The organism is Agrococcus sp. SL85 (assembly GCF_026625845.1).
Lineage (GTDB): Bacteria > Actinomycetota > Actinomycetes > Actinomycetales > Microbacteriaceae > Agrococcus.
The window spans coordinates 1,444,762-1,464,208 of the sequence record NZ_CP113066.1; the positions used below are offsets into that span (position 1 = coordinate 1,444,762).

Sequence of the window (19,447 nt, forward strand, 5' to 3'; positions counted from 1 at the left end):
TCATGAAGCGCCACCCGAAGCCCACGTACTGCCCGCCGCCCGCGGCCGTCCTCGCCGCCCACCAGGAGCCGACCCCCACGCTCGCCCACGACGAGCAGCACGACATGCACCTGGTCCTCAACGAGATCGCCGACGAGCGCGAGCGCCAGAACGCGAAGTGGGGCCAGCAGAACCACCCCGACCGCAGGTTCGGTGATCGCCCGCTGCTCGCGATCGCGAACTGCCTCCGCTCGGGTGATCCGGCGACCGTGTCGTCGGCGGCGCTCGCCGGCGCGGCGAAGCGCGCGACGAACGAAGAAGCCCGGCGCGGCTCGATCACGTGGCAGGACATCCTGCTCGAGGAGGTCTTCGAAGCGTTCGCCGAGCTCGACGATGAGGCGCTGCGCACCGAGCTCGTGCAGGTCGCCGCCGTCGCCACCCAGTGGGTCGAAGCCATCGACCGCCGCAACCACAACACCGAGGAGCCCTCCCGATGACCACCGACCTCGCCACCGCCGTCCACGAGCTCACCAACGACCGCCTCGCCCACCTCCGCGCCGCCATCACCAGCAGCGCATCCATCGGCGGCGGACGCAGCCTCCCCAACGAGCGCATCCCCCTCGACCCCCGCGCGCTCGAGACCGACCGCGACATCGCCACCACCATCGCCCGCGAGTACCGGCACCTCGGCGGCACCGCCGAGCACGCCACCACCGAGGCCACCCTCAACGCCTGGCACGCGATCGCCAAGGACCTCGACCTCGACTACACCGACGACTGGACCCGCCGCCTCACCGCGTGGGCCGCCGACATCGACCGCATCCTCGACCCGCCCCGCACCGTCGAGCTCCTCGACACCCCCTGCATCACCTGCGGCAAGGCCGAGACCCTCACCCCCGAGGGGACGCTGCAGTCGGCCGTCATCATCGAGTACCGGCGCGACCCCACCGAGCAGGTCCGCGACGTCCGCACCATCTGCCGCGCCTGCCGCGCAGTCTGGGAGGGCAAGCACGGGGTTGAGTCGTTCAGCAGGTACGCCGACGAGCAGGCCGCCCACACGCAGCCCTACGAAGTCGACGTGCCCGCCTCCCGCGGCCTCCGCCACGACGCAGCCCGCGACATCGCCCGCGCCTCCTTCGAAGACATCGCCCCCATCCACGGCCGCATCCGCACCACTCGCACCCCCACCCGCGAGCACCACGCCTGGACGTTCACCGCGCACCTCGCCACCGGCGCTGTGTCAACGGATGTGGTCGCCTAGCCCTAATCTGGTCCCGCACCGGACAACCATGTCCACACGAAGGCCCCACGATGATCCGCTCTCGTGGGGCCTTCGCCCTGCAACTTCCCCGGGCCCGCGATCACCCCACCATCACGCGCGCCGAGCCCGGGGCACCCTTCAAGGCGCGGGAAGCGCCTTCACCGGCTGCAGCGCCTCCCAAGCCAGGTACAGGTCGCCCGCCGCGACCACGCCTGCAGGCACGGCGAACAGCAACGCCGCGATCGCCACGCCGAGCGCCCACCACGCCATGCCGCGCGTGAACCGCTCCGTCTTCTCGTTCCGCTTCTCGGAGGCTCGAGCGAGCTCCAGCTGCTCCGCGATCGCGTTCGAGGTCGCCTGCTGGGCCAGCACCGAAGCGGCCTGGTACTCGGCGACGGACTCCATCACCTCGATCAGCCGCTCGTGCCGTGCATCGTCAGCCTCACGCTGCGCGACGATCGCCCCAGTCACGTCCACCATCGGGCTCCGCACGTTGATGGGGCTGATGGACGGAACGCGCGGCGTCGTCCATCCGAGGTCCGGCAGGTTGCGCGTGACGGCGTCGCGGAACTGGCCCCCCACCATCTTCTCGATGTTCTCGATCTGCGGTCGCAGCTGGTCCATCATGCGGCGGCCTATGACGTCCGCAGGCGCCTCCGGGTCCTCGTCCCGGAGAGCTTCGAACCGGAGTCGCGCACGCTCACGAGCCTTCGGATGCCGCGGTGCATCCCCGGCTTCATCTTCCACGGTCGGCTCGACCTCGAGACCGTCTTCCGAGCCCGCGTCCTCGCCGGGCGCGCTGCTCAGCGGGTCACCGCCCTCTGCTGCGTCGTTCTGGTCTGTCATGGATGCATCATCGCGGGCGAGGCGCCGCCGGATGCGGCGAGTTCGCCGTCGGCGCAGATCGACTCAGCACGGCCCCACCAGCGCGCTCAGGGAGGCGACGTGTCCGTCAGCCGATCCGACCGCATCTACATCGACTTCGTCGCCACCATGAAGGCCGAGTACGCCGCCATCGACGCGCCCTGCTGGATGGACGGGCAACCCATCGACTACGCGGGCGACCCCGGCCAGCCCAACAGCTTCGATCTCGACCACGTCAAGGGCTTCAAAGCCCACCCCGACCTGCGCCTCGAGCGATCCAACGTGCGCCCCAGCCACGCCCGCTGCAACCGCTCCCGTCAAGACGGCGACCCCCGCCCGCCCCTCGGACAGACCAGCGAAGCCTGGTGAAGGAGAACCCCATGGACAGCATGCAGCGCACCATCACCTGCCACGGCGGCCCCGCCAACGGCAAGCGCTACACCGTGCACACCAGCGCCGAGCGCCTCGACCTGCCCGTCAAGGGCGGCCACTACAGCGTCGGCGAGAAGCGCGCCACCTGGGTGCCCGACACCCCCCAGAAGCGCGCCCCCCAGAACGCCACCCCCCAGGAGCAGACCCCCACCCCCGAGCAGCAGTGACCGCCATGCGCCCCAACAGCGACCCCCGCCGCGCCGACGAAGCCGCCGCCCGCCGCGACCGCTCGCAAGCGAATGCCCGCACCTACCGGGCCCGCCTCGCCCGCGCCCAGACCAGCCCCGCCTACCGCTGCGGCCAAGCCATCGGCATCCTCGTCACCGGCGCCGCCGCCGTCGCCCTCGTGCTCCTCATCGTCGCTGGCCTCGTCGGCATCGTCCGACTCATCACGCACTGAGGTTCGCGCGGCCCGGGGGAGGGGCGTCGGAATCTCTGCAGGCTGACGGCCAGAAGCCCCCGCCGGCAGTCTTCCCTCTCCCCCCGAACCGCGAGGCAGGGGTCGCGCACGCGCGCACGCGAGTAAGGAGTGCCCGATGGCACCGATGGCACCGATGGCCCCGCGCGGAAGCCTCGTCGGGGACACGCTCGCATCGTTCGATGCCGCGAAGCACCTCGACGACCCGCAGTACGACGGCGTCAAGCGGGCCATGCTCGACCTCGCCCGGAAGATCGACGCCTGGGACGTGATCGTCGACTGGGCGCTCGAGGACGTCGCGGCCGCCGAGGGCAAGACGCGCCCCGCGGTCCCCGCCAACGACAACGTCAGCCTCTCCGCCTACCTCAAGTTCTGCGACCAGCTCGGCCTGTCGCCTGCCGGCGCCAAGGCGCTCGAGCTCAGCCAGGAGGGCAAGAGTGGCAAGTCCGCGAAGCTCACAGCCATGCGAGGCGGGCGCGCGCCGGCCGCGGCTGCTGGGTAACGAGCAGCCCCGCATCTTCACCCCGCCGCTGCGCGACCTCACGCCCGAGACCACCGACGGCTACGCCTGCATCGAGTTCGCCGAGGCGATCCTCGAGGTGAACCTCTGGCCGTGGCAGAAGTGGGTGCTCCTCCACGCGCTCGAGCTCAACCCCGACGGCACCTACCGGTTCCGCACCGTCGTGCTCCTCGTCGCCCGCCAGCAGGGCAAGTCGACCCTCATGCTCGTGCTGTCCCTCTGGGCCATGTACGTCCAGGGCGCGCCGCTTGTCATCGGCACCGCCCAGAACCTCGACATCGCCGAGGAGCAGTGGGCGGCCGCGACCGACATGGCCGAGGCCGTCCCCGAGCTCGCGTCGCTCATCAAGTCCGTCGACCGCACGAACGGCAAGAAGGCCCTCGTGCTCGAGTCCGGCGAGCGCTACAAGGTCGCCGCCGCCTCGCGCCGTGGCGGCCGCGGACTCTCGGGCGACCTCGTCCTCCTCGACGAGCTGCGCGAGCACCAGAACTGGCAGGCGTGGGGCGCCGTCACGAAGACCACCATGGCGCGTCCCCGCGCGCAGGTGTGGGCCGCATCGAACGCCGGCGACCTCACCTCCGTCGTCCTCCGCCACCTGCGCTCCCTCGCGCATCGCGCGCTCGGCTGGCCCGACGGCCAGGAGGGCATGGCCGACATCGGCGAAGTGCCCGAGGCCACCGACCTCGAGGGCGGCGCCGACCAGTCGCTCGGCCTGTTCGAGTACAGCGCCGCGCCCGGCCGGGGCATCTGGGACCGCGACGGATGGGCCGAGGCCAACCCTTCGCTCGGCTACATGGTGCCCGAGGCGGCGATCGCGTCCGCCGCCGGCACCGACCCCGAGCACGTCTTCCGCACCGAGGTCCTCTGCCAGTTCGTGAACCACGCCGCCACCGGCCCGTTCCCGACCGGCTCGTGGAAGGCCTCGACCGTAGACCGCGTCACGCGCGACACGAAGCGGCCCGTCGAGTACGCCGTCGACCTCGACCACGACCGCGTCATGGCGTACATCGCCATCGCGTTCTGGGACACCCTCGGCCGCCGCCGAGTGGAGGTCGCCGCGCAGCGCGTCGGCACCGACTGGATCATCCCCTGGCTCACGAGCCCGAAGCGCAAGGTGCCCGTCAACCGCATCACCCTGCAGACCCGCGGCGCGCCCATCACGTCGATGCTCCCCGCCTTCGAGGAGGCCGGCATCGAGGTCGCGCCCTGGGAGGGCGTCTCCCTCGCTGGCTGGCACGGCACCTTCTACGACTTCATCCGCGCGGCCGCGGCCGACGACGCCGACGGCGACGAGGTCGACGTGACGAAGCTGCCCCTCACGCACGGCGCCCAGCCGGCCCTCGACGTGCACGCCCAGTCGGCCGTCATCAAGCCGCTCGGCGACGGCTGGGCCATCGACCGCAAGAACAGCCCGAACGGCGCGGCCGCGCTCGTCGCGGCCATCGCCGCCGTCGGGCAGCTCGAGACCGCACCCGCGGTCGTCGCATCCGCCTACGAGGACAACGACCTCATGGTCGTCTAGCAGGAAGGGGCACGCCATGTGGGGAGCGTTCCGCCGAGTCGTCACGCGACGGCGCGTCATCGTCAACCTCGCCGACGGCAGCAGCCTCGACGGCGTCCTGTTCAAGCAGGACGGCCCGCTCCTCGTCCTCAAGAACGCCACCTACCTGGCCGCCGACTCGGCGCCGCTCCCGCTCGACGGCGACATCGTCATCGAGCGGGACCGCGTGCTGTTCATCCAGGCCCCCTGAGGAGGCACGCATGGTCTACGCCGTCACCGACGGGAAGCTCGGCCGCCTCCACAAGCCGACCTACCAGGCCCCGTCCGCGCTCCGCCTCGCCGACCGCACCCAGGACTACGCCGCGCTCTACCGCGAGCAGAACGCCGTCCGCACCGTCGTCGACTTCCTCGCCCGGAACATCGCGCAGCTGTCGCTGCACACCTTCCGCCGCCTCGACGACAACGACCGCGAGCGGGTCCGCGACCACCCCGTGGCGCGCCTGCTCGCCCGACCGAACCCGTACACGACCCCGTACCGGTTCATGCGAGCGCTCGTCAGCGACCGTGGCATCTACGACCGCGCGCTGCTCGTCAAGGTCACCACGAAGGACGGCGAGCCCACGCTCGTGCGCATCCCGCCGCGCCTGTGGACCATCCCCGACGACGAGTCGTGGCTGCACCCCTCCGGCTTCATCGTCGAGGGCAGCCGCGGCAAGGCGTTCGTCAAGGCCGAGGACACCGTCTACTTCCGCGGCTACAACCCCGAGGACGAGCGCTGGGGCCTCTCCACCATCGAGTCGCTCCGCCGCGCGCTCGCCGAGGAGTACGCCGCCGGCCAGATGCGCGAGCAGGTGCTCCGCAACGGCGCCCGCGCGTCCGGCTACCTCGAGCGCCCGGTCGGCGCCCCGACCTGGTCGCCGCAGGCGCGCGAGCGCTTCCGCACCGGCTGGCGATCGCAGTACAGCGGCCAGTCCGCGACCGAGGGCGGCGGCACGCCGATCCTCGAGGACGGCATGAAGTTCGTGCAGGCGTCGCAGACCGCCGAGGACCTGCAGTACGTCCAGGCGCGGAAGCTCACCCGCGAGGAAGTCGCCTCCGCCTTCCACATCCCGCCGCCCATGCTCGGCATGCTCGAGAACGCCACGTTCTCCAACATCACCGAGCAGCACAAGATGCTCTACCAGGACACCCTGGGCCCGATGCTCCGCGAGCTCGAGCAGGAGTTCGCGCTGCAGGTGCTGCCCGACTTCGACGACGTCGACGGCGTCTACGTCGAGTTCAACCTCGCCGAGAAGATGCGCGGCTCTTTCGAGGAGCAGGCAGCGCAGCTGCAGACGTCGGTGGGCGGGCCGTACATGACCCGCAATGAGGCGCGCGGTCGTGCGAACCTTCCCGCGATCGAGGGCGGCGACGAGCTCATCGTCCCGCTCAACGTGCTCGTCGGCGGGCAGGCGTCGCCGACGGACTCGACCGGCGCAGCCGCTGGCGCTCCCGCAGGGGCTCTCGCAGCCCTCTCGGGCGGCGACCTCAAGGAGCGCGTCGAGGCGGCCACGGCCCTCATCCGCGCCGGCTTCGACCCGTCGGAGTCGCTCGTCGCTGTGGGGCTTGACCCGATCAAGCACCTTGGCCTGCTGCCCGTGACGATCCAGAAGCCGATCGAGCCGGAGGGCGAAGTCGACGACGAGCTCGTCAGCGACATCACGAAGCAGGGGCTCGCGCCGAGCGTGAAGGCTCGCCCGAGCGACGACGAGACCGGCGCCGCACGCGACGTGCTCGCCGCGTTCTTCGACCGCCAGGCACGAGCCGTCCAGCCCGCGATTCGCAGCGGCGGCGACTGGTGGGACGAGCAGCGGTGGGTCGACGAACTCGCCGACGACCTGACGCCCGCGCTCGCGGCCATCACCGTCGGCGTCGCCGCCCGCCAGCTGCGCCGCCTCGGCCTCGACGAGGGCAACTTCAACGAGGAGCAGACGGTCAACTACCTCGCGGCCGTCGCCCGCTCCACGTCGGAGTCCATCAACACCGTCACCAAGGACCAGCTCGATGCCGCCCTCGAGGCGGACGACGCGCTCGAGCAAGTCGCGCACGTCTTCGACGTCGCGGCCACCGCGCGCGCCGACCAAGGCGGACTCACCCTCGCTACCGGCCTCGCCGGCTGGGCGACCGTCGAGGCCGTCGAGCAGGCCCGCGGCAGCCGCGGCGCGACGAAGACCTGGACCGTCAACTCCGGCAACCCCCGCCCCTCGCACGCCGCCATGGCAGGCGAGACCGTCCCCCTCGACGACACCTTCTCGAACGGCGCCCGCTGGCCGGGCGACTCCTCCGCGCTCGACGTGGACGAAGTCGCCGGCTGCTCCTGCGACGTCGTCATCAACCTCGACTAGGAGGCCCGCTCATGCAGATCAAGCAGACGCCGGTCAGCTTCAAGGCTGGCCCAGACGACGGGCTCGCCGAGGGCGAGTTCCTCGTCTACCCGTCCACCTTCACCCGCACGCCCGACGCCTACGGCGACGTCATCGCCAAGGGCGCCTTCCTCGACACCATCGAGCAGTGGAAGACGTCGGGCAACACCCTGCCCGGCCTGTTCGGCCACCGCATGGACGACCCCGACTTCTACGTCGCCGGCGCCATCGACATGGGCGAGGACGACCACGGCTGGTGGGTGAAGGGCGCGTTCGACCTCGACTCGCCCAAGGGCCCCCAGGTGTATCGGCTCGTGAAGGGCAAGCGGCTCACGCAGCTGTCCTTCGCGTTCGACACGCTCGAGGACGGCACCGTCACCCTCGACAACGGCGACCAGGCGCGCGAGCTCCGCAAGGTGCACGTCCACGAGTTCTCCTTCGTGCCGATCGGCGCGAACCAGGACACGTCCGTCGTCGCCATCAAGGCGCTCGTCGAGCAGGTCGTCGCCGAGGCTGAGGTCAAGGCCGGCCGCGCGATCAGCGCCAAGAACGAGTCCACGCTCCGCGAGGCGGTCGACAAGATCGCCGCCGCCGCGGGCGACATCAAGAACGTGCTCTCCGTCCTCGACGACGGAGAGCCGACCGACGCTGGAAAGGCCAGCGGAACGACCAACGCCAACGCCGAGGAGCCCAGCCGGGCCAACGCCGAGGAGCCGAAGTCGCACCCGTCCGCCCGCACACGTCTGCAGATCGAGCTGGCGACCGCCGAGCTCGACATCCTCAACGGAAAGGGGTAGCTCGACATGAGCACCGCACTGAAGGAGCGGATGACCGCGGCGCTGAAGGCAGCCCGCGACATCGCCGCGAAGGCCGAGGCCGAGGGCCGCGACCTCACCGACGACGAGGCGGCCGACGCGGCCAAGCACCTCGGCGCCTACACCGAGGCCAAGACCGCGTTCGAGCGCAGCTCGAAGTCGGACGAGGTCAAGTCCGCCCTCGACGCCATCGGCCTCGACCTGGGCCTCGAGCGCACGGACCCGGAGGTCAAGCAGACCCCGCAGGGCTTCATGCACCTCGGCAAGCAGAAGTCCGTGGGCGCCATGTTCGTCGAGTCGGACGAGTACAAGGGCCTCATGGCCCAGTTCCCGGGCGGCCGCATCGCGGAGAAGGCCCGGGTCCAGGGCTCGCCGTTCGGCATCAAGTCGCTCGTCACCGGCGCCTCCGACACGTCGGGCGGCGCGTTCGTCAACACGGACGTCACCGGCATCTACGAGACGCTCGGCCGCCGCCCGCTCACCATCCGCGACCTCATCTCGGTCCGCCAGACCCAGTCGGACACGGTCGAGTACGTCCGCCAGACGGCCGGCTCGTCCGCCGCGGCGCCCGTCCCCGAGGCGACGTCGTCGGCCACCGACGGCACCGCCACGACCGTCACGGGCGGCTACAAGCCCGAGGGCTCCATGGCCTTCCAGAAGGTCACCGAGTCCGTCAAGACGATCGCCGTCTGGGTGCCCGCCACCAAGCGGTCGCTCTCCGACGCCTCGCAGCTGCGCGGCCTCATCGACGACGAGCTCCGCGCCGACCTGGCGGAGGAGGAGGAGAACCAGATCCTCAACGGCGACGGCGAGGGCGAGAACTTCGAGGGCATCCTCAACACGTCTGGCATCCAGACGCAGGCCTACTCGGCCACCGTCGAGGGCCTCGACCCGCTCCTCGAGACCACGCTCAAGGCGAAGACGAAGGTCCGCACCGTCGGCCGCTCGATCGCCAACGGCTACCTCCTCAACCCGGCGGACTGGGAGGCCATCCAGCTCGCCCGCCTCGCGAAGAACCCGCAGAACGAGGCGCTCGCCGCCGGCGTCCCCACGCTCCACGGCCTCCCGGTCGTCGAGTCGGAGGGCATCGCCCAGGGCCGCGGCCTCGTCGCGGACTTCCGCAAGGCGATCCTCTGGGACCGCGAGCAGGCGTCGATCACGGCGACGGACTCGCACGCGGACTTCTTCATCCGCAACCTGGTCGCCGTCCTCGGCGAGCAGCGCGGCGCGTTCGGCATGACGCGCCCGTCGGCCGCGGTGGAGATCGACCTCTCCGCAGCCTGACCCGAGAGCGAGGGGCCACTGCAGCAGCCGCTGCGGTGGCCCCTCGCTACGCCCGGACCCCCGTAGGGAAGGAGCCAGCCATGGCCCTGCAGAAGTACGAGGTCGCGGTCGGCAACCGCCGCGGCCAGACCACCGCCGTCCTCAAGCTCAACGAGAAGGACGCTGAGCGCCTCGGCGCGAAGCCCCTCGAGGAGAAGGCCGCCAAGGCCCCCGCGAACAAGGCCCGCCGCGCGCCCGCCAACAAGGCCGCCAAGCCCAAGACGGCCGCCAAGCCCGTCCCCGAGCCCGAGCAGAAGACCGCCGGCGACGCCGGCACCGACTAGAAGGGGAGGTGGCCGCCATGGCCTACGCCGACTTCGCGACGCCCGACCAGATGGAGAAGCGCTCGCAGGGCGCCATCACGGCGGCCACCCACCCCTTCCTCGAGCAGGAGCTCGCCGCGGCCTCCCGCGCCATCCGCGACCACTGCGGCTGGCACATCGCCGAGCGCGAGGCCATCACCCTCCGGCACCGCGGCCCCTTCACCTCGCGCCTCTGGCTCCCCGCCATGGAGGTCGCATCCATCGACACCGCCACGGTCGACGACGTCACCTACGACGTCGCGACCGTCGACTTCGACCCTGACACCGGCTGGACGTCCCTCGTCGGCCGCCGCTGGGACGTCACCTACACGGCCGGCCACGAGGACGTCCCCGAGACCATCACGACGCTCGCGCTCCACATCGCGGCCCGTGCCCTCGGCTCCCCGCTCGGCATCACCCGCGAGCAGGCCGGCGCCGTCTCCGTCGGCCACACCCTCGTCGCACCCGGAGCGTCCGGCGGCACCGCGATCCTCCCGCACGAGGCCGAGCAGCTCGCCCCGTACCGCATCGGCGCGCTCCCGTGACCGGCCTGGTGCATCGGCACGCGCTCGCCCGCATCCGCCCCGTCATGATCGACGACGGCCGCGGCAACCAGGAGGCGACCTGGCCAGCCGACACCGAGGAGGAGCGCACCCTCCGCATCACCGGATGGGCGCTCGACTCCGGCACCACCACCGAGGACCTCGTCAACCGCGACGGCGACGAGGTCGCCTTCATCGCACGCGGCCCGATCGACGCCGACGTGCAGCGCGGCGACCGCATCCGCCTCGACTTCGACGGGCACCTCTACCTCATCGAGGGCGCGGTCGCTCGACAGCCCGGGCCCAGCCGCATCACCTCCCACACGGTGCTGCAGCTCAAGCGCTGGGAGGAGTGACCGATGGCAGGCAGCGTCATCCGCATCAGGCTGAACCGCGACGCCGTCATCGCGCTGCTCAACTCCGCCGAGGTCCGCGCCGACCTCGACCGGAGGGCACAGGCGATGCAGCAGGCCGCGCAGGCCTCCGCCGACGCGGGCGCCGAGTTCGCCGTCGTCCACACCACCATGCGCGACCGCGCCGCCGTCCGCGTCGTCACGAACAACTACGAGGCCCGGGCCGCCGAAGCTGAGCGAGGCGACCTCACGCGCGCGATCGACGCAGGCAGGGGATGACCGTGGCCGAGACCCTCGTACCCGTCGATGTCGAGGTCGAAGCGATCGCCGAGCTCAAGGCGCGCATGCCCGCACTGGGCTTCCCTGGCTTCGGCTACGGCACCCGCCTCAGCGCCGGCGACCACATCCGCGTCAACGCCATGGGCGGCGTCACCCGCGACCTCGTCACCGACCGGCCCACCATCCGGCTCGAGGTGTTCTCGGCCAGCGAGGGCACAGCGCAGCGCGCCTGCGCGTTCGCCGTCGCCGCCCTCCAAGCCGCCGGCCGCGACGGCCGCATCGGCGACGCCGTCTGCTACGGCGTCGACGTCGCCGCGCTCCCGCAGAACCTCCCGCACCCTCAGGTGCCCGACCGGTTCCGGTTCTTCGCCACGCTCACCGCCTCGCTGCGCCGCGCCACCGCCTGACCCCCACCACCCGCCCGCAGGGCATCCCCACCATGGAAGGAGCGCTCGCACATGGGCGTCAACCAGAACAACGTCTTCGTCGGCGCGCCCGACCAGGCGACGACCGGCGCGATCCTCACGGGCCCGCGCACCAACACCATCCCCGAGACCATCGACGACTTCGTCTGGGCCGGCCTCGACGACTCCGGCTACGTCGACGAGGAGGGCGTGACGATCACGCCGTCCGAGTCGACCGAGTCGATCCGCGACTGGTCGCTCCGCGTCATCCGCAAGGTGCTCACCGAGTTCGACGGCACCGTCGCCTGGTCGCACCTCGAGCTGTCGGAGGGCGCGCTCGAGAACTACATGGGCGAGGAGCAGGTCGACGTCACGCCCGCCGACGCCACCCACGGCAAGCGCACCCGCGCCGCCATCAGCGGCAAGCAGCGCCCCGTGAAGTCGTGGCACTGGAAGCTCAAGGACGGCGACCGCCGCGTGGTCGTCTTCGTGCCCCACGGCCAGGTCACCGAGCGCGGCGAGATCGCGCTGCTCGCGTCCGCGGCGATCAAGCTGCCCGTCACGCTCTCGACCTACCCCGACGCCGCCGGCAACAACATCTACATCTTCACCGACGACGGCGTCGTCGCGGCCTGACCCAGGCCGCGCCAGACAGGTGCCCGCGGCTCTCCGGGGGGTCAGCCGCGGGCACCACCACCCCTCACCTCGACCCCCACCACCCCTCGAAGGAGACCCCTCACCATGCTCGAGAAGTTCCACTACACGCTGCCCGACGGCCACCAGCTCACCCTGCCCCCGTTCGAGCAGGTGCCTGTCGGCCTCATCCGCTCGACCCGCAAGCTCGCCCCCGCCGACCAGGCCTTCACGCTCCTCGAGGGCATCATCACCGACGAGCAGGACTGGGAGCACCTCGACAAGCTCACCGGCCCCGAGTTCCAGGCCTTCCAGAAGGCGTGGAAGGAGGCCTCGCGCCTCTCGGTGGGGGAATCCTCGGCCTCCTCGACTTCGTAGAGCAGCACGAGGAGGCGGTCGAGTACGACCTGCTCACCCGCGGCTTCCGGCTCCGCGAATTCGGCAACGAACGCCACGACTGGCGCGACCTGTGGGTGCTCGTGCGGCGCCTGCAGGTCGAGCCCGGCACCGCCCTCCGGCACGCGGTGCACGGCGAGCTCTGGCCGGTCACCGACCAGCTGCTCGCCAACATCGTCGACGCGCTGAACCACGCCAACTGGCAGCGCGTTGGCAAGAAGAACGCGCCCAAGCCGAAGCGCACCCCCCGCCCCTGGGAGAAGACCAAGGCCCAGCGCATCGGCGCTGACCCCATCCCCATCTCCCAGTTCGACGACTGGTGGGAGTCGAAGTCCAAGCGGAGGTAGACCGTGGCCAACGGAGTGGAGCTCGCGACCGCCTGGGTGCGCCTCGTCCCCTCGATGGAGGGCGTGCAGGAGCAGATCGTCGGCCAGTTCGCTCCCGCCGAGCGGGCGGCGGAGGAGTCCGGGCGTCGCGCAGGCGGCCGCTTCTCCTCCGCCGCCTCCCTAGCCATCGGAGGCGCCGCGATCGGCGCCGGCCTCGTCGCTGGCTTCCGCGGCCTCTACGAGGTCGGCAGCATCTTCGACGACGTCTCCGACACCATCCGCGTCGGCACGGGCGCCGTCGGCGAGGACCTCGCCGCGCTCGAGCAGTCCGCTCGGAACGTCGGCACCACGGTGCCCGCCGAGTTCTCCGCCGTCGGCCAGACCGTCGCCGACCTCAACACCCGCATGGGCCTCACGGGCGAGGAGCTCGAGACCGTCGCCTCGCAGTACCTCGAGGCCGGCCGCATCCTCGGCCAGGACATCGACATCGCCTCCACGTCCGCCGCGTTCAACGCCTTCGGTGTCGAGCAGGACGGCGTCTCCGACGCCATGGACCGCTTCTTCCAGGTGTCGCAGGCCACGGGCGTCGGCATGAACGAGCTCGCCTCCGGCGTGCAGGCGAACGCGCCCGCGCTGCAGGCGCTCGGCTTCTCGCTCGACGACTCCGTCTCGCTCCTCGGCGCGCTCGACAAGGGCGGCCTCAACGCCAACCAGGTCATGTCGTCGCTGTCGCGCGGCCTCGTGAACCTCGCCCGCGACGGCGAGGAGCCCGCCGAGGCCTTCCAGCGCGTCACCGGCGAGCTGCAGGGCTTCGTCGACGAAGGCAACACGGCCGCCGCCATCGACCTCGCCTCGCAGGTGTTCGGCACCCGCGGCGCCTCGCAGTTCGTCGGCGCGCTGCAATCCGGCGTCCTCAACCTCGAGGACCTGCAGGCTTCCGTCGGCTCCACCGCCGACACCATCCTCGGCGCGGGCGAGGAGACGCAGGACTTCGCCGAGACCTGGCAGCTCGTGCAGAACCAGGCGCTCGCGGCGCTCGAGCCCCTCGCCTCCCAGGTGTTCGCCGCCATGGGCGAGGGCCTCGTCTTCCTGATGCCCTACCTCGAGGGCTTCGCCGCCTGGCTCGGCGAGAACCCCGACCTCCTCACCGCGCTCGCCATCGGCCTCGGCGTCGTCGCCGTCGCGCTCGGCGTCGCCGCCATCGCCCAGTGGGCGATGAACAGCGCCATGCTCGCGTCGCCGCTCACCTGGATCATCCTGGCCGTCGTCGCGCTCATCGCCGCCATCGTGCTGCTCGCCCTCAACTGGGACACCGTCGTCGCGTGGATCAGCGAGGTGTGGGGCGGCTTCGTCGGCTGGCTCACCGAGGTCGTCAACGGCTTCGTCGCATGGTGGAACAGCGTGTGGGGCGCCGTCGGCGCGTTCTTCACCGGCCTCTGGGACGGGCTCGTCGCCTGGGTCATCGAGGTGTGGGGCGGCTTCATCGGCTGGCTGCAGGACGTCGGCAACGGCCTCGCCGAGTGGTGGAACGGCCTGTGGTCCGGCATCGGTGACTTCTTCGCCGGAGTCTGGGACGGCATCGTCGCAGCCGCTCGCGGCGCCATCAACACCGTCATCGACCTCGTCAACGGCATCATCAACGCCATCAACGACGTCGCCGGCGTCATCGGCGGCGCCTTCGGCGTCGACTTCACCATCCCCAACGTGCCCCGCCTCGCGCAGGGCGCGACGATCAAGCCGCGCCGCGGCGGCACGCTCGCAGTCCTCGCCGAGGCCGGCCGGCCGGAGACCGTCGTCGACACCGGCCTCGTCAACCGGGCCCTCGCCGAGGGACTCGACGGCGAGAACGGCGGCAAATCCACCGACGCCGACCTCGCCGAGCGCATCGCCGACATCCTCTGGCAGCGCGAGCGCACCACCGCGCGAACGCTCGGGCAGGTCGCGCGCGGCTACACCGATGACGCCATGACAGGAGTGGTGCGGCGATGAGCCTGGTTCCCGGAGTGTCCCCGCTGGCCGCGTCGCTCGCGCCACGCATCACGTTCGGCTCGTTCGAGTTCGTGACCGCGTGGCACGAGCGGCCGCCCGCCGCGGCCGTCGTCGTCGCCAACGCGATGACCGGCTGGGACGACGCCCCACAGGACGACAGCGAGACGTTCGAGCACCCCTCCGGCGACGGCCTCGAGTCCGGCCTCGACCGGTACGGCGCCCGCACCATCACCGTCGCGGGCTTCATCGACGCCGACAACGTCGCGGCCCTGCAAGCGGCGAAGCGGCGCCTCAAGCGCGAGCGACGCGGCGTGCTCGTCGTCGACGACCGCGCAAGCCTCCTCGCGCTCGAGGCCGACGTGCGACGCCTCACCCTCACCTGGCAGCGCGTCACCGAGACCCACGAACGCTTCACGCTCGTGCTCCTCGCAGACGACCCGCTCCGCTACACGAACGCCACCCAGCGGCTCATCGTCGGCGCGAACACGCTGGCGAACGACGGTGACGAGCGGGCCTGGCCACTCCTCACCTTCACCGGCCCGACCGGAGCCGTCACCATCACCCATCCGGGGGGCGCCTGGACGCTCACCGCGACGGCCGCCGGCTCCACCCGCGTCGTCGACCTCCGCAACGGCGACATCTGGCAGGACGGCGTGCGCATCTTCGGCGCCGACTCCGGGCCCGCCCCGTCGATCGCGGCGGAAACCACCGCAACCTGGCAGGTCGCCAACCTCGGCTCCGGGCGGCTGGGGGCGCGACGGATCGGAGCGTACTCGTGAGGCTGCGCTACTGGATCGCCGACGCCAAGTCGGGCACCGTGCTCGCCGAAGTCAAGACGTCCGGCGGCGTGCAGCTCGGCTCGAAGCTTGGCGGCGGCACATGCTCCGTTCCCGTCTCGCTGTCGCATCTCACGACTCTGGACGGCGACCGCATGGACGTCGCCGCCGTCGTCCGCACCATGGGCTTCCTCGACGGCGGCCGCCGCACGATCGTCGCCACCGACCACGCGCAGCGGTGCGTCGGCGAGTGGCTCATCATCCGGCGGCCAAGGTCGACCGCCTCCGGCGTCGTCACCGTGACCGGCATGGAGTGGGACGGCTACCCCGCCCTCCGCTCCCTGAACGAGCACTTCGTCTACGGCGGCGCCGGCACCGATCAACTCACCCTCGCCCGGCTCCTCCTCGAGGGAGCCTTCAAGTCCTTCAACACGGGCATGGCCATCACCATCCCGACCGTCACCTCCGGCATCCGTCGGAAGATGGACCGCCGCGCCCGCTCCTGCTACTTCTCCGACGCGCTCAAGGAACTAGCGAGCCCTGACGACGGGTTCGAGTGGCGCGTCGACATCACGCCCACCTGGGACGGCACGCGGCTCGTCGCCGTCGCCCGGGCCGTCGTTTTCGGGCAGCCCACGCTCTCGCGCGTCACCTCGCTCGTGTTCGACGTCGCTGAGCCCGGCTCGCGCCGCGGCACCGCCACCGTCATCGAAGGCGGCGACGACTTCGCACGATACGCGCAGACCATCTACGGCATCGGTGCAGGGCAGGGCGACAAGCAGCTCATCGTCGGCCTCTCCGACCCGACGCTCACCAACGCCGGCTACCTGAACTCGACGAAGAACGTCTCCTTCCCCAGCGTCAAAGACGTGGACACGCTCACTGCCCTCGCGCGAGGCGCGCTCGTCGCCGCGCAGGACCTGCGAGACCCCTTCAAGGCGGTCGGCGTCCTCGAGAAGCTGCCCGACCTCCCGCGCAAGGGCGATCGCGTGCGGCTCAAGTCCGCGCCCACCTGGGCCTACCCCGAAGGCCTCGACGTCAGCGTCCGCATCGGCGAGGTCAGCCTCAACCCCAACGGCCACCAGGTGACGCTGGCGACCGTGCTGGCCATCTAGGAGGAGCGGCGTGCCCGAGTTCCCCTTCCCGACGGACGTGCACGCGGACCTCCGAGCGCTGTTCGAGCATGACCGCGTCGACGCTCAGGTCAACCACCTCGGCTACTCCTCGCTCAGCCCAGGCGAGGGCTCGGCCGAGGTGCGCGATGCATCAGGCGCCGTCATCGCCCAATTCGGGCACGCCGCGGGGAAGGCGGGCTTCCTCATGCCGCGGGGGAGCGGCTGGCAGACCATCCAGGAGTGGGTCGCCGAGGAGATAGCCTCCGGCACGCAGGCGCTCGGCACGCGCGTCACGACCCTCGAGGGGCGTGCTGACGCCCACGCCACTCGGCTGGGCTCCGCCGAGGGCCGTCTCGGCACGCTCGAGGGGCGCGCGGACTCGCACGCCTCACGCATCGGCGCGGCCGAGGGACGGCTCAACGACCACGCCACTCGCATCGGCGCGGCGGAGAACGTCAACACGGCGCAGACGAACCGGATCAACAACGTCATCGACTACGAGGCCGCCACCCGGGCGCTCCTGAAGTCGAACGTGGATGCCCTCTGGGAGCGCATCAACAGTGGCTCCGGCACGAAGCCCATCTTCCCGAGCGACCCGCCCCCCACGAAGGGATGACCGATGGACCAGTACACGCGCGAGCAGTTCCTCGCAGCGCTCGAAGCGCTCGGCCTCGACGCCGAGACCACCTCGAGCGTCTACATCGCACCCGACTGGGTCCGTGTCGAGCACACCGACCGGCCCGCCACGTCGATCCCCGTCAACACGCCCGACGAGCCCGACCAGACCGACTAGGAGCAGCAGTGCCAACCATCACCGGCAACATCGCCGACACCGGCACCACCCCGCTCGGAACCGCCCAGGACGCGCGCGTCGTCTTCCGGGTGCTCACGCCCGCGTCTGACTTCGCCGGGGCCGTCCACGTCACGCAGGACTTCGCCGTGCCTTGCACCGCGACCGGCACCTTCTCCGCCGACCTCCCCGAGTACGTCGGCGGCACCGAGGTCTGGGTCGGCATCACCTGGCGCCAGGACTCGTCCGACATCGCACCCGAGCGCGCCCGCCGCATCGACTGGCTGCCCCGCCCCATCTACCCGCCCGCCGCAGGCGGCGCGCTCGCCGACCTCCTCGGCGCCGACGCATCCACCGGCGTCTACTGGGAGGGTCCCACCCCGCCCCCCGGCCCCATGCTCTGGCTCTACATCGAGCCGAGCTTCGACCCCGACAGCGGCGCCCCGCTGCCGGTCTACACCGCCCCCGACGGCACGACCATCGAGCACGGCGAGCTCGTGGAATGGAGCGCATGACCATGGCTGGAGTTCGCAAGCGCCTCGGCATCCTCCGCGGCCCCAAGGGCACCAAGGGCGACGGCATCCGCAACCCGCGCATCAGCGGCGACAACCTCGTCGTCGACAGCGTCATCGAGGGCGCCTCGACGCCCCTCAACGTCGGCTCCGTCCGCGGCCCCCAGGGCCTCCCGGGCGCCAACGCCGTCCCCACGGCCGAGGCCATCCGCGACAACATCCTCCTCCCTGGCGTCGCCCGCACCGCCCTCGAGGCGGAGTTCACGACCCGCCGCGTCGGCGACGCAGGCCGCAAGCAGGCCGACCTGTTCGGACGCTTCCTGCGGAAGCTCGCCTACAACGAGCCCGTGCGCATCGCCTGCATGGGCGACTCGACGACCGGCGGCTACGACATCGTCTCCGCCGACAAGGTCACCGCGCCCCGCACCGCCTCCAACGGCGCCGTCGACAACTTCACGAAGTCCCCGAAGCCATGGCCGTCGGTCCTGCAGGACCGCCTCAACGACGCCTACCAGTCCGCCGTGACCGTCGTGAACCGAGGCTTCTCCGGCGACCAGGTCACCCACGCCTGGGACCACTGGAACGCCTCGGCCGGCGCAGACCTGACGACGCTCTGCTTCGGCATCAACGACAACAACTACAACGGCAGCGTGCAGGCCTTCATCGAGGGCTACGAGCGGCTCATCCTCCGCGAGCTCAACGACTACGGCTCGGCGGTCGTGATCCTCACCCCGATCAAGCAGCTCGAGACCGCGGGCGGCAAGCCCGGTATCGACGTGTACCGGCACGCGGTCATGCAGCTGGCCGAGAAGTACAGCATCCCCGTCATCGACACCAAGCAGTTCTTCGCCGGCTACGACTCGCGCACGCACTCCGACGCGCTCCACCTCAACACGTTCGGCAACAACGTCATGGGGTCGCGCCTCGCCGCCGCGTTCATCGGCTACGGGCCGCACTCGCCGTTCTCGGTGATGCACGGCAGCAAGCTCGCCGCGCGCCCCTACCTCGACAACCTGCAGATCGGCCGCAACGCGGTCGTCCAGTTCGGCGGGACCGCCACGCCCGCGGACGGCGGCGACGGCACCGGCGGGGTCCGCGCCAGGATCGGCGGCTCGCAGACCCTCGGCGTCGTCACCTACTCCTTCTACACGGAGACGGCCGACCTCGTCGCGATCCCGCAGTACATCGCGAACCCGGGCGCCGCCATCGAGATCCTGCTCGACTACAACATCGAGCAGGGCGACAACGTCAACGACCAGCTCATCGGCCTGACGCCGTCGCTCACGGACCGCGCCGTCTCGCGCATCCAGAAGACCTCCGGCGGCACCGCCATCACGCAGGCAGGGCACGCCACCGGCGTCGACGTCATCCGCATCGCTAACCCCGGATGGCACACGCTGCGCTTCTGGGGCGGCGCGTCGGGGTCGACCGCGACCGCGCTGGTCCTCGGCGTCGAGTTCGTCGACCACAACACGCTCCGCATGATGCAGCAGCTCGGCATCTGACCATCCATCA

The 19,447-nt window shown here is 71.2% G+C and carries 27 protein-coding genes; 26 read left to right on the top strand and 1 reads right to left on the bottom strand.

Features of this window, described 5'->3' with window-relative positions; genetic code table 11:
* The first annotated feature begins 2 nt into the window (after positions 1-2).
* Entirely contained in the window at positions 3-476 is a 474-nt protein-coding gene (locus OVA14_RS07135; RefSeq protein ID WP_267503240.1) for a hypothetical protein, read from the top strand.
* On the top strand, positions 473-1,240 hold the full coding sequence (locus tag OVA14_RS07140) for a hypothetical protein (protein WP_267503241.1): 768 nt from the start codon (positions 473-475) through the stop codon (positions 1,238-1,240). Before OVA14_RS07135 ends, OVA14_RS07140 begins: the two co-directional genes overlap by 4 nt.
* Positions 1,241-1,378: 138 nt before the next feature.
* On the opposite strand, the gene OVA14_RS07145 is transcribed toward OVA14_RS07140, so the two are convergent.
* Entirely contained in the window at positions 1,379-2,086 is a 708-nt protein-coding gene (locus OVA14_RS07145) for a hypothetical protein (protein ID WP_267503242.1), read from the bottom strand.
* Between the two features lie 99 nt (positions 2,087-2,185).
* On the opposite strand from OVA14_RS07145, the gene OVA14_RS07150 reads away from it, so the two are divergent.
* The 24 genes from OVA14_RS07150 to OVA14_RS07265 all read left to right on the top strand — a co-directional run bounded on the left by OVA14_RS07150 (position 2,186) and on the right by OVA14_RS07265 (position 19,437).
* Positions 2,186-2,473, top strand: a complete 288-nt coding sequence (locus OVA14_RS07150) for a hypothetical protein (protein ID WP_267503243.1) — start codon at positions 2,186-2,188, stop codon at positions 2,471-2,473.
* Positions 2,474-2,484: 11 nt separating this feature from the next.
* Entirely contained in the window at positions 2,485-2,703 is a 219-nt protein-coding gene (locus OVA14_RS07155) for a hypothetical protein (RefSeq protein WP_267503244.1), read from the top strand.
* Between the two features lie 5 nt (positions 2,704-2,708).
* Positions 2,709-2,936: a hypothetical protein gene (locus tag OVA14_RS07160; RefSeq protein ID WP_267503245.1), complete on the top strand. Its 228-nt coding sequence runs from the start codon at positions 2,709-2,711 to the stop codon at positions 2,934-2,936.
* A gap of 136 nt (positions 2,937-3,072) precedes the next feature.
* Positions 3,073-3,456 (top strand): terminase small subunit, encoded by a 384-nt coding sequence (locus OVA14_RS07165; RefSeq protein ID WP_267503246.1) that lies wholly within the window; start codon positions 3,073-3,075, stop codon positions 3,454-3,456.
* On the top strand, positions 3,392-4,996 hold the full coding sequence (locus OVA14_RS07170) for a hypothetical protein (RefSeq protein WP_267503247.1): 1,605 nt from the start codon (positions 3,392-3,394) through the stop codon (positions 4,994-4,996). The genes OVA14_RS07165 and OVA14_RS07170 overlap by 65 nt, the downstream gene beginning before the upstream one ends.
* Positions 4,997-5,012: 16 nt before the next feature.
* The gene (locus OVA14_RS07175) at positions 5,013-5,225 is read left to right on the top strand and encodes a hypothetical protein (protein ID WP_267503248.1); all 213 of its coding nucleotides are present in this window, start codon (positions 5,013-5,015) and stop codon (positions 5,223-5,225) included.
* A gap of 10 nt (positions 5,226-5,235) precedes the next feature.
* Complete coding sequence (locus OVA14_RS07180; protein WP_267503249.1) at positions 5,236-7,359, top strand: phage portal protein; 2,124 nt, start codon at positions 5,236-5,238, stop codon at positions 7,357-7,359.
* A gap of 11 nt (positions 7,360-7,370) precedes the next feature.
* Positions 7,371-8,174: an HK97 family phage prohead protease gene (locus OVA14_RS07185; RefSeq protein ID WP_267503250.1), complete on the top strand. Its 804-nt coding sequence runs from the start codon at positions 7,371-7,373 to the stop codon at positions 8,172-8,174.
* A 6-nt stretch (positions 8,175-8,180) separates the two neighbouring features.
* On the top strand, positions 8,181-9,476 hold the full coding sequence (locus OVA14_RS07190; RefSeq protein ID WP_267503251.1) for a phage major capsid protein: 1,296 nt from the start codon (positions 8,181-8,183) through the stop codon (positions 9,474-9,476).
* Positions 9,477-9,556: 80 nt separating this feature from the next.
* Positions 9,557-9,799: a hypothetical protein gene (locus OVA14_RS07195; RefSeq protein ID WP_267503252.1), complete on the top strand. Its 243-nt coding sequence runs from the start codon at positions 9,557-9,559 to the stop codon at positions 9,797-9,799.
* An 8-nt stretch (positions 9,800-9,807) separates the two neighbouring features.
* Entirely contained in the window at positions 9,808-10,362 is a 555-nt protein-coding gene (locus tag OVA14_RS07200; protein WP_267503253.1) for a hypothetical protein, read from the top strand.
* Entirely contained in the window at positions 10,359-10,715 is a 357-nt protein-coding gene (locus OVA14_RS07205; protein WP_267503254.1) for a hypothetical protein, read from the top strand. The genes OVA14_RS07200 and OVA14_RS07205 overlap by 4 nt, the downstream gene beginning before the upstream one ends.
* 3 nt (positions 10,716-10,718) lie before the next feature.
* Complete coding sequence (locus OVA14_RS07210; RefSeq protein WP_267503255.1) at positions 10,719-10,991, top strand: hypothetical protein; 273 nt, start codon at positions 10,719-10,721, stop codon at positions 10,989-10,991.
* Positions 10,992-10,993: 2 nt separating this feature from the next.
* Entirely contained in the window at positions 10,994-11,398 is a 405-nt protein-coding gene (locus OVA14_RS07215; protein ID WP_267503256.1) for a hypothetical protein, read from the top strand.
* 51 nt (positions 11,399-11,449) lie between these two features.
* Positions 11,450-12,031, top strand: a complete 582-nt coding sequence (locus tag OVA14_RS07220) for a hypothetical protein (protein WP_267503257.1) — start codon at positions 11,450-11,452, stop codon at positions 12,029-12,031.
* A 105-nt stretch (positions 12,032-12,136) separates the two neighbouring features.
* On the top strand, positions 12,137-12,406 hold the full coding sequence (locus OVA14_RS07225; RefSeq protein ID WP_267503258.1) for a hypothetical protein: 270 nt from the start codon (positions 12,137-12,139) through the stop codon (positions 12,404-12,406).
* Positions 12,349-12,771 carry a hypothetical protein gene (locus tag OVA14_RS07230; RefSeq protein WP_267503259.1) on the top strand — a complete coding sequence of 141 codons (423 nt, stop codon included), beginning with the start codon at positions 12,349-12,351 and terminating at the stop codon, positions 12,769-12,771. The genes OVA14_RS07225 and OVA14_RS07230 overlap by 58 nt, the downstream gene beginning before the upstream one ends.
* Before the next feature lie 3 nt (positions 12,772-12,774).
* Positions 12,775-14,739 carry a phage tail tape measure protein gene (locus OVA14_RS07235; protein WP_267503260.1) on the top strand — a complete coding sequence of 655 codons (1,965 nt, stop codon included), beginning with the start codon at positions 12,775-12,777 and terminating at the stop codon, positions 14,737-14,739.
* On the top strand, positions 14,736-15,518 hold the full coding sequence (locus OVA14_RS07240; protein WP_267503261.1) for a hypothetical protein: 783 nt from the start codon (positions 14,736-14,738) through the stop codon (positions 15,516-15,518). Before OVA14_RS07235 ends, OVA14_RS07240 begins: the two co-directional genes overlap by 4 nt.
* On the top strand, positions 15,515-16,630 hold the full coding sequence (locus tag OVA14_RS07245) for a hypothetical protein (protein WP_267503262.1): 1,116 nt from the start codon (positions 15,515-15,517) through the stop codon (positions 16,628-16,630). Before OVA14_RS07240 ends, OVA14_RS07245 begins: the two co-directional genes overlap by 4 nt.
* A gap of 10 nt (positions 16,631-16,640) precedes the next feature.
* Entirely contained in the window at positions 16,641-17,246 is a 606-nt protein-coding gene (locus OVA14_RS07250; protein ID WP_267503263.1) for a hypothetical protein, read from the top strand.
* A gap of 3 nt (positions 17,247-17,249) precedes the next feature.
* The gene (locus tag OVA14_RS07255) at positions 17,250-17,423 is read left to right on the top strand and encodes a hypothetical protein (RefSeq protein WP_267503264.1); all 174 of its coding nucleotides are present in this window, start codon (positions 17,250-17,252) and stop codon (positions 17,421-17,423) included.
* Between the two features lie 8 nt (positions 17,424-17,431).
* Entirely contained in the window at positions 17,432-17,935 is a 504-nt protein-coding gene (locus OVA14_RS07260) for a hypothetical protein (protein WP_267503265.1), read from the top strand.
* Positions 17,936-17,937: 2 nt separating this feature from the next.
* The gene (locus tag OVA14_RS07265; RefSeq protein WP_267503266.1) at positions 17,938-19,437 is read left to right on the top strand and encodes an SGNH/GDSL hydrolase family protein; all 1,500 of its coding nucleotides are present in this window, start codon (positions 17,938-17,940) and stop codon (positions 19,435-19,437) included.
* Positions 19,438-19,447 lie beyond the last annotated feature (10 nt).

Bases quoted from the DNA above. Each gene is read 5' to 3' on its own strand.
- OVA14_RS07160 (WP_267503245.1), top strand. From the start codon at position 2,709: ATGCGCCCCAACAGCGACCCCCGCCGCGCCGACGAAGCCGCCGCCCGC.
- OVA14_RS07180 (WP_267503249.1), top strand. From the start codon at position 5,236: ATGGTCTACGCCGTCACCGACGGGAAGCTCGGCCGCCTCCACAAGCCG.
- OVA14_RS07220 (WP_267503257.1), top strand. From the start codon at position 11,450: ATGGGCGTCAACCAGAACAACGTCTTCGTCGGCGCGCCCGACCAGGCG.
- OVA14_RS07190 (WP_267503251.1), top strand. From the start codon at position 8,181: ATGAGCACCGCACTGAAGGAGCGGATGACCGCGGCGCTGAAGGCAGCC.
- OVA14_RS07195 (WP_267503252.1), top strand. From the start codon at position 9,557: ATGGCCCTGCAGAAGTACGAGGTCGCGGTCGGCAACCGCCGCGGCCAG.
- OVA14_RS07185 (WP_267503250.1), top strand. From the start codon at position 7,371: ATGCAGATCAAGCAGACGCCGGTCAGCTTCAAGGCTGGCCCAGACGAC.
- OVA14_RS07155 (WP_267503244.1), top strand. From the start codon at position 2,485: ATGGACAGCATGCAGCGCACCATCACCTGCCACGGCGGCCCCGCCAAC.
- OVA14_RS07165 (WP_267503246.1), top strand. From the start codon at position 3,073: ATGGCACCGATGGCACCGATGGCCCCGCGCGGAAGCCTCGTCGGGGAC.
- OVA14_RS07145 (WP_267503242.1), bottom strand. From the start codon at position 2,086: ATGACAGACCAGAACGACGCAGCAGAGGGCGGTGACCCGCTGAGCAGC.
- OVA14_RS07140 (WP_267503241.1), top strand. From the start codon at position 473: ATGACCACCGACCTCGCCACCGCCGTCCACGAGCTCACCAACGACCGC.
- OVA14_RS07255 (WP_267503264.1), top strand. From the start codon at position 17,250: ATGGACCAGTACACGCGCGAGCAGTTCCTCGCAGCGCTCGAAGCGCTC.
- OVA14_RS07135 (WP_267503240.1), top strand. From the start codon at position 3: ATGAAGCGCCACCCGAAGCCCACGTACTGCCCGCCGCCCGCGGCCGTC.
- OVA14_RS07240 (WP_267503261.1), top strand. From the start codon at position 14,736: ATGAGCCTGGTTCCCGGAGTGTCCCCGCTGGCCGCGTCGCTCGCGCCA.
- OVA14_RS07210 (WP_267503255.1), top strand. From the start codon at position 10,719: ATGGCAGGCAGCGTCATCCGCATCAGGCTGAACCGCGACGCCGTCATC.
- OVA14_RS07175 (WP_267503248.1), top strand. From the start codon at position 5,013: ATGTGGGGAGCGTTCCGCCGAGTCGTCACGCGACGGCGCGTCATCGTC.
- OVA14_RS07225 (WP_267503258.1), top strand. From the start codon at position 12,137: ATGCTCGAGAAGTTCCACTACACGCTGCCCGACGGCCACCAGCTCACC.
- OVA14_RS07265 (WP_267503266.1), top strand. From the start codon at position 17,938: ATGGCTGGAGTTCGCAAGCGCCTCGGCATCCTCCGCGGCCCCAAGGGC.